At 50.8% G+C, this 7,752-nt stretch carries 10 protein-coding genes and 1 riboswitch; of the genes, 1 reads left to right on the top strand and 9 read right to left on the bottom strand.

Annotated features, from left to right (window positions below; all coding sequences use genetic code 11):
- Positions 1–508, bottom strand: a 508-nt coding sequence (gene thiM, locus NG42_RS02915) for a hydroxyethylthiazole kinase (RefSeq protein WP_052897646.1), incomplete at its 3' end; no start/stop codon positions are given.
- A 32-nt stretch (positions 509–540) separates the two neighbouring features.
- Positions 541–636: riboswitch (TPP riboswitch) on the bottom strand.
- Between the two features lie 341 nt (positions 637–977).
- Here thiM and NG42_RS02925 point away from each other — a divergent pair.
- A complete protein-coding gene (locus tag NG42_RS02925) occupies positions 978–1,745 on the top strand; it encodes a hypothetical protein (RefSeq protein WP_052897653.1) in 768 nt (255 codons plus the stop codon).
- A gap of 28 nt (positions 1,746–1,773) precedes the next feature.
- On the opposite strand, the gene NG42_RS02930 is transcribed toward NG42_RS02925, so the two are convergent.
- The 8 genes from NG42_RS02930 to NG42_RS23105 all read right to left on the bottom strand — a co-directional run.
- On the bottom strand, positions 1,774–1,983 hold the full coding sequence (locus NG42_RS02930; RefSeq protein ID WP_052897656.1) for a hypothetical protein: 210 nt from the start codon (positions 1,981–1,983) through the stop codon (positions 1,774–1,776).
- Positions 1,984–2,096: 113 nt separating this feature from the next.
- Positions 2,097–3,125, bottom strand: a complete 1,029-nt coding sequence (locus tag NG42_RS02935; RefSeq protein ID WP_052897659.1) for a major capsid protein — start codon at positions 3,123–3,125, stop codon at positions 2,097–2,099.
- An 18-nt stretch (positions 3,126–3,143) separates the two neighbouring features.
- Positions 3,144–3,488 carry a hypothetical protein gene (locus NG42_RS02940; RefSeq protein WP_052897662.1) on the bottom strand — a complete coding sequence of 115 codons (345 nt, stop codon included), beginning with the start codon at positions 3,486–3,488 and terminating at the stop codon, positions 3,144–3,146.
- 681 nt (positions 3,489–4,169) lie between these two features.
- Positions 4,170–4,574 (bottom strand): hypothetical protein, encoded by a 405-nt coding sequence (locus NG42_RS02945; protein ID WP_052897665.1) that lies wholly within the window; start codon positions 4,572–4,574, stop codon positions 4,170–4,172.
- 130 nt (positions 4,575–4,704) lie between these two features.
- Positions 4,705–5,274, bottom strand: coding sequence for a hypothetical protein (locus NG42_RS02950; protein ID WP_053115970.1), 570 nt, complete (start codon positions 5,272–5,274; stop codon positions 4,705–4,707).
- Entirely contained in the window at positions 5,271–6,095 is an 825-nt protein-coding gene (locus NG42_RS02955; RefSeq protein WP_052897668.1) for a DUF6945 domain-containing protein, read from the bottom strand. The genes NG42_RS02950 and NG42_RS02955 overlap by 4 nt, the downstream gene beginning before the upstream one ends.
- A 197-nt stretch (positions 6,096–6,292) precedes the next feature.
- Positions 6,293–6,712, bottom strand: coding sequence for a hypothetical protein (locus NG42_RS02960; RefSeq protein WP_156322231.1), 420 nt, complete (start codon positions 6,710–6,712; stop codon positions 6,293–6,295).
- A gap of 814 nt (positions 6,713–7,526) precedes the next feature.
- A partial coding sequence (locus NG42_RS23105; RefSeq protein WP_206542081.1) for a hypothetical protein occupies positions 7,527–7,752 on the bottom strand: 226 nt, incomplete at its 5' end.

Here is a 7,752-nt window from a genome sequence, read left to right on the forward strand (position 1 = left end):
CCACCGCGCCGCTGGCCTGCGCCAGCTGCCGTGCGGCATCAATCGCCGCCGCGGAATCGTGTAAGCTGTCGACACCGCGACCGCTGCCAGTGTGTTGCACCAGCGCCAGAATCTCAGAGGCATTGGCACGAATCGCCGCCGGTCGCATTTGCAGCAACCGCTGGCAAAATTCGCTACGGAATGTCAGGCCGCCCACGGCGACCGGATCCAGCGTCCAGGGTTTCTGCGCCTGATTAGCGGCGTCAATCGCCGCCAGCATCGCCTGCGCGCGCTCGCGGGTTAAGGTGCCGACGTTAATTAACAGTCCATCAGCGATAGCGCTAAACTGCGCAGCTTCTTCAGCGTCGATAACCATCGCGGGTGACGCGCCAAGTGCCAGCAGCACATTAGCAGTAAAAGTCTGAACAACGTCATTAGTCATACAGTGCACCAATGGCGCATGCTGACGAAACAGGGAGAGGGATTGGGCGACGGAGGCGCCAGAAACAGGCTCAGGTTGAAGATTCATAACACTCCCAACCGGCGATCAAGAAGGCGATGCGCTCAGGCATCTGACTTCCCTACGCTGGCATTATCCAGATCAGGTCAGCGGGTGTATCTCAGCCCTGTTTACCAGGGGCACCCCGAGTCATTTAAAATCAAAATCAACTACTTGCGATTAACGTCCCGTTAATCCCTGATCAGGATAATGCCAGCGGGAAGCCAAAGACACAACCCCATAAAACACGCAATGTGTCCCAGCTTGTGACCCACATTGTGACCCATTAGAGTATATTCCAGACGTAAAAAAAGCCGGATTTTCCCAGCCATGAATTTTGAGATCATTTTCTGCCGTGTGAGTTTGTGTAAAACCTCGTGGAATTTAACCTTCATTCAGTGTTGAAGGACAAGAGGGGTAGACCTGCCCAAGAACCAGCGATCCGCTGTGGCGCGTTTGGTTTAGTGCGCTCTCTCTGTACATTTAGCGAGGACTCGTAGTGAATACATTCTGGCTTGATAAACTTGATCGGCGAGTTATTCTTGAACCACATGAGTTTTATGTCTCACAGGCAAAACAACGCTTGTTGTCTCAGTTCAACGACATCTCACGAGAAGCTGATGAAGTAGAACAGCGGCACTACGAGAAACTTGGTCAATTCTTCGATCCAGATAGAGACGACGAGGCAGATTCATACGAAGCTGCTTATCAAAAGGGCATTTCACATTACATCGAGCTTGATGAAATGCGGAACACTGTCACTTTGGCTATGACTGCGAGTGTGTTTCATCAATTTGATAAAACTCTACGTGAGAAAATGGCTCGTGAGTTTCGCCACTGGCAGCCAGCAGCGGTTGACCCGCTTATCTGGAATATAGATTTTCCTGAGTTGGTTGATTTGCTGGAATGGACAGGTATTGACATAAAAACGAAGCCATTCTATGAAAAAATAGAAGCATGTCAGCTACTTGTGAACGTTTTCAAGCATGGAAAAGGGCGGTCTCACACAGAACTGGCTGGCAAATACCCGCAATATTATCCCCAACACACCCCGAGTACGGGCAAAAGGCAAAGCCTCCCGCGACCTGAACAACTCAAGGTGAGTGAAGCACAGTTCACCGATATCGCTGACGCCATCAGAGAGTTTTGGCTGAACATCCCTGAATTTCGGGATGAGTCAGACCTGCGTGATCAGCCTGAATGGTTCGATAAAGAAATGAAGCGCTTTGATCGTTATCTGAATAAGAATGCTACGAAGAAACCATAAAAAAAACCGGGCGGTTTCCCGTCCGGCTTTAAGTGTTCAGCTTCTTCATTCGCTTTGCGATGGCTGCTTCTCTGATCGCTGTCTCCAGCCCTTTGGCCTGGATATGGTCAAACAGCGTTGTTCGTTTCATATCGAGCCAACGCGCCAGCGCCGAAAGGTTGATGATCGAATCGTCGTCATCTTTGATCGGCAGGGTCAGCACTGGCACAGAACCAACCCCAAGCAATTGTAATCTCATGGTTTAATCTCCTTTCCTTTGCCTCGCCACCTTTGAATGGCGGAGCCTTTCCCACTGCATCAGCAGCGGGGGCAAATCATGCCCCCAATACCTGCACCGCTTTCGCGTATGTCTTACGCTGCCTGGTTCGTCAGTAGAGTGACGAAGTCCGGGCGGTAAACCACTGGCAGGATGCTCGATTCCGCGAACAGTTCCACGTTACGCAACTTATCCTGATGACTGTAGATTCGCACGTCGGCAGGTTCAGCGAATGCCAGATCAAGATTGCGGCTGCTGGCTGTGGCGACATAGCCGAACGGCAGCGCAATGTCTGAGGACAGCGGCTTGCTGAACTTTGGCACTAAGAACGCCTGATCGCTTCCTACGCCGTAAAGCGGGTCGGTCACTTCCACCACGCGGACATTGTCGAGCAGGAAGGTAGAGAAGCCCGGAAGCACTTCTTTATTGAACAGCACGTCGCGATCCAAAATACCGTATTGAATGCTCTGGCGAATGTCTGGATGGTATTTAACATTGCGGAAGACATTGCTACCAGCGAACAAGATGAAGCCATCCAGTTGACCAGCCAGGCCGCCCATGCGGAGCTTAGTTGCGCTCACGGCGTCATCAATGGAGCGAAGCGGGTCTAATGCCACACCTGTTTCAATTGTTCCGGTCGCCTGCTCGTAGCCAAATTCCTCTGTCCAGTCGATCAGCGGTTGTTGGGTAAACTCCGCTTCGACTGTGTTACGGAATAAGGCATCAGCGAACATCTTTTCACGAGTACGCATGTACTTGTCATACATCGCCAGGCTTGAGGCCGTGACAGCGTCCAGAATAGACATTTGCAGATCAGTACCCGGCTTGCGATATGGCTGCACGTCAGCCGCTGTGATGCGGTCAGTGTATGCGTGAAGCGGCGCTTCGATCAGGTGGTTGGAGCTTTGACGCTTCGCTGTGGCAGTCCATTCGGAGCCATAACGGTTAACAGATTTACTTACCTTCTGCGCGACTTCGTCCAGAACATCAAGGCTCACCTTCGGCGACAGTGACGTTTGACGATCAGCAAACACATTCAGCGTGGTCAACAGCGTGTTCTTAGCTGGCAGATTGGCAAAGGTTGCGGTGTGGTCTGAATAGCTAAAGTCTACGGATAAACTCATTTCTTTATCTCCTTGTTATTATTCTGCGTCCGGTGCGGTCACGCGGATGTTGCCATTAGCGGTAAGTGCGGCAATTGCAGCAGCGCCTACAGTTGCGCCATTCACGGCGATGATTGTTGCGGGTTTCACGTAGGTCAAACGGTCAGCGACGATGACAGGCACGTCAGAGCCAGCACGAGCGGCAGATAAAGCCAGCAGGCAATCAGATCCAGATACGTAGGCAGCGCCAGCGCTTGTTACTGCCTGGCCCGGAACCACGTCCACACCCAGTGTGGCGAATTCAACCGTTTTACGGTCGAAATTGGCGCTGTCCGATAGTGCTACAACATCGTTGTAGCTTGTTGGGGATGTTCCCATCTTCATGTGTTTTGTTTCTCCATCAGAGTTGTTTTTCGCGGCTGAGATGCCGCTGTTATTGCCCGTTTAAGCTGTCCGACATTTTTGCCGGATGCAGGCAGCACTAAAGCCCGAGGCGGCGCGATCCGCTTTCAGGCTGAGGAGTAACGAGGAGGAAAAACATGGAGCTGAGAGCATCAGCGCATGACGCCGGAAGGCGTTAGATTTGAGCCATCAGAAAAGAGCACACCGAAACCGGATAAGGCTGAGAGACCAACATCCGGCACGGTGGCGGCAACTCACGCGGAGACGTGTTTTCTGATGGAGGCAGAAAGGAGGAGCAGCAGCGCGAAAATCCGGGTGAAAAGCCCATAAACACGCCGCCGCTCGATGCCGTTAATGTCCGGCGGACAGCCAGCCAAGGGGGCTGGACTTTTTTGCGGGTTATCAGTCCGCAGGCAAATCCACGCGTAAGGGTAGTCACACGCAGAATTATTTTGAATATGGCGGCGCTGGAAGCAGCAAAGAGACCGTGCGGGAGATCTTATTGAAGGCAGCGCCGGGAAGGTGACATGTCAATTGGCTGTTGTACGCAGAATCAATTAATCACCCAAGTTATAATTTTAACATGAAACTAATTCTTTCACAAGCAATTCCGTCAAATTTAACGCCTCATAATTCATTTTTATCAACTACATACCTGCCCTTTCATACTGGCAAGACATAGCCCAGACGTTTTAACGCTGCGAGCAATTCCGGGTCTGCATCCTGTAAAGCTGCCTTGTTCACCTGCAAGCTGATGCCCGGCCTGCCAGCCTTCATCAATAAGCTGTCCGGGCGTAGATTTGCGCTGTAGCCCTGGCTTTCATGGCAGAGCGCGATACCCTTTTTCCCACGCGGTGCAGTGGTGGTTGAGGGGGTAGTAGCTGTGGTCGCTGTGTTCTGGGCTAAGTAGCCAGCAATCGCCGCTGTTAACGTGTCCTGTGCCGCCTTGTGCAGTTCTGCCGGGTTGCTCGTAGCATCGATCTTGCTGGCGTTAGCTGTGTTGCTGTGCGCTTTCTGCATTGATTGCAGAAGTTCGGCGCGGATGTCTTCCAGTGTTTTCATTTTCATTCTTTTTGTTCCAGAGGTGTCGCAGCTTACAGGCTGAACTCCACGCATAGCGAAGCATCAGCCAGATAAGTGGCAAGGGTAAATTCATCAAGGTTTGGATCGTTGTGTCGGTCATGATGCAGGCGCTGTGTTAAGCGCTGGCGTGATGTGTCGCGTTCGCTTTTGCTGCTGCTTTGATCGCTGCTGTCGTTGTTGGATGCGGCTTGCGGCTGTTCAAATGTAGCTGTAATGGTTTGAATTTGGATGTTGCTTTCCGTTCAAGCACAATGCGGTACTCTTTGCAGAGCGGATCATCTGCTGGCGGCATACGGGCATTGATCGCGGATTCAGCAACGTTCTTGTCCCGAAGCATTCTAACAATGGTGAAAAGTGGTAGTCCGAGCGTGGCGCAAATCTCCGCGAGCATTGCACCCTCATTGAATGAGGTCAGCGTTAACCTGGCGTTGGTATACGCGTTGGTTTTGGCAAATCGTCTACAACGGGGGTTGTAACTGTTGTCGTACAACTCTTGCACTTTCTCCAGAGGCAACCGCAGCAGGCAAGCTACACGACCTGGAGAATATCCAGCAATGAGGAGATGTTTACATTTCTGGATGATGTCACCATCACGAGCGCGTTTTGTAAGCAGGCGGGTCAGGTCGGGTAAATCTGTTTGGTCTGCATTCTCTTTGGCGGTCAGCGCCTTACGTTTATCACTCAATTTGCCCTCTGCAATTTAAAGTTTTTTTCAGCTTGCGCTTCTCTGATTTTGAGGTGTTCACCAATCAGCTTTTCAAGGTCATCGCCTGATACACCCCACATCACGCCGTAGTCGTTCATTCCCTCGTAGCCAATATCTGACCAGTAGCGAAGGTCATCGAGCGTGGCAATAGTACGGCTCACTGTTTTCACCAAAGGAAATGGCGGGTCACTCTGATCAACACAGTCCATGATGTTAGGCGTTGCATCTTCATTTGGCGCGGGTTCATCAGCATCAGTCTGTGGTTGCTGCTTTTGCTGTGCCTGGAGAGCTGCTTGCTGGGCTGTTTGGTTCGCACGGTTGTTGCCTTTGCTTAAGCGCTCTTCGTGATCATAAAGTGGCTTGCCTTCAAACGTTGGGTAAGTGAAAGCGAGATTTTTCGCCACTTTATCAACCTCGAAGACTTTGTAGACGTCACAGACCTTTGGCTGCTTACTCTTCACAAGGATTGTGACCAGTCCCAATGCGATCAATTCGTTGATGTATCTTTTCGTATTTTTTACGGGGTCACCAATACGCGCCGCCGTACCAAGTCGAACTTGGGATTCGGCAAATGGGCGTTTGTCGTCGCCTCCGGTGCCGTAGTACCATTTGTACTGGTTCAGCATGTAGGCATAGAGCTTTTCAAGGTTGTTGGTCATCTTGATCACTACGCCAGTCGCCTTATTCGTGACTGTCTTAGCGTGGAACAGGCGATTCTCTGCTTTGTAAAAGAGACTTTTAGCGACTGTATCTATGTCTTCGTCTTCGTGATCGTCAGTTAGCTGTGCTGCTTGCGTCATTGTTGTTTTCTCCTTCGTGATGTTTCCCCATGTCGGGTAATGGCAATCCGTTATCGAATCGCGTTGCAACGGCACTCAGTACGTCGCGGATCAATCGTGGAACCGTGGTTCTCTGCCGTTTGGCTTCTGCTAACAAGCCGTTGTAAACGTGGTCGGGTAGTTTGATGCTCAAAGCCATATCGGTTTCTCTCCTCTGATTAACCCGCCGTTGCCATGTCTGGCACTTTCTCGCCCGTGAGCTTTTTCAGCGCCGCCGCAGCTTCAACCATTTTCAGGATTAACACCTGATCGTTCATCAGCCCGATTCCTTGCTTCGCATAGTGCAAGCGCCATGCACTCAATACAGGCTGGATGATATCCATCACATCGCGACCTTTCGCTAATTCAGCGCTGTAAGGATTCAGGGTAGTGCGGACAGTCCGGGAAGCGCGTGCGTTCTGTTTCAAGCGGAGCTTGTGATCCTTGAGCAGTTCGAGCGCTTTAGATGTATTCCGCTTGTTGGTTCCGACACGGTTGATGAATCCGTATAGCGCGGTTTGCGTTGTCTCACCGTGAATGATCGCGTTGAAAATGGTTTCGGCTGATTCCACGCCGAAGTTGATTTTTGCTGTCTTCAATTTCGTCTCCATAGGGTTGATTTTTAGGAAGGTGCGTTCTGTTCGCTCCGTCTCGTTGTTACTAATTTTAACATCATAAGTTGAAAATTACAAGTGAATACTTATGTTCTTTTGGAGATGTCAATATTTTTTTGTAAATTGCAAATCAACGCGGAACCAACCATCAGGCGCAATCACCTGAAACGCTCTGTATCGCTTTGTGCCGCGTTTTAGTTACGATGCAATGCATTGGCATAACCGGAGGCGTTTAAATCGCTCTGGAGGCTTCTCGTTAAGGATTTGATGGGGTTAATTGATGTATTGGCACGTTGCTTGCTTGTCAGTCATGACCGCCCTATGTCATCGCCGCGCCTCGTTAGCCTCGATCATCGATCTCGGCCTGTGCATCGCACAGTTCCAAATCTGCGCGGGCTGTAGCCCTTGCTGCCCAAAGGTGGCTTGCCTCTCCCGGTCAGGGAGAGATAAGCAAGGCACGGCATGGGCGATTTTGATCGCGTAGCGTGGAGCGGAGCGAACAGGGCTATCAATACACTGACTCGCCAGTCAGATCCCCTTAGAAGATCTTTAAGTCTTTTATCTTTTGAACTTTAGTCTTACTGGTTTATAAGTCTTATATTGTTGGGTATTTTTACCCTATGTCTTATTAGGTATTTTTACCCTATTGACGCCCTGCTGACCTGGACGCGTATACATCAACGTTCTTGACGCTGTGGCAGGTGAAGCCAGGAGAGCGGCGATCAGCTCTGTGGTAGGCGCTGCGATTAACCGGATTTTCAGCGGTGGTAAATAGCATTTAATTCCGATCAAATAGCGGTTAAATGGGCTGGACAGGCAGAGAAAAGCGCCCTTTCCAGCTATCCCGGCATGTGTCAGACCATGCGCCCGGTTCGCTGCCTATAGTAAATGCGAGCAACCGTATTTGCCCCACATCACCACAAACAAGCCTGGAACCCGCGCCAGCAAAGGCGGCGTTAAAATCATCGTCATGCAATGAAAACATTAAATCAATGGTAATTGTGAGCGGTGTTAGACCGGGGACG

The organism is Winslowiella iniecta (assembly GCF_001267535.1).
GTDB classification, from domain to species: Bacteria; Pseudomonadota; Gammaproteobacteria; order Enterobacterales; family Enterobacteriaceae; genus Erwinia; species Erwinia iniecta.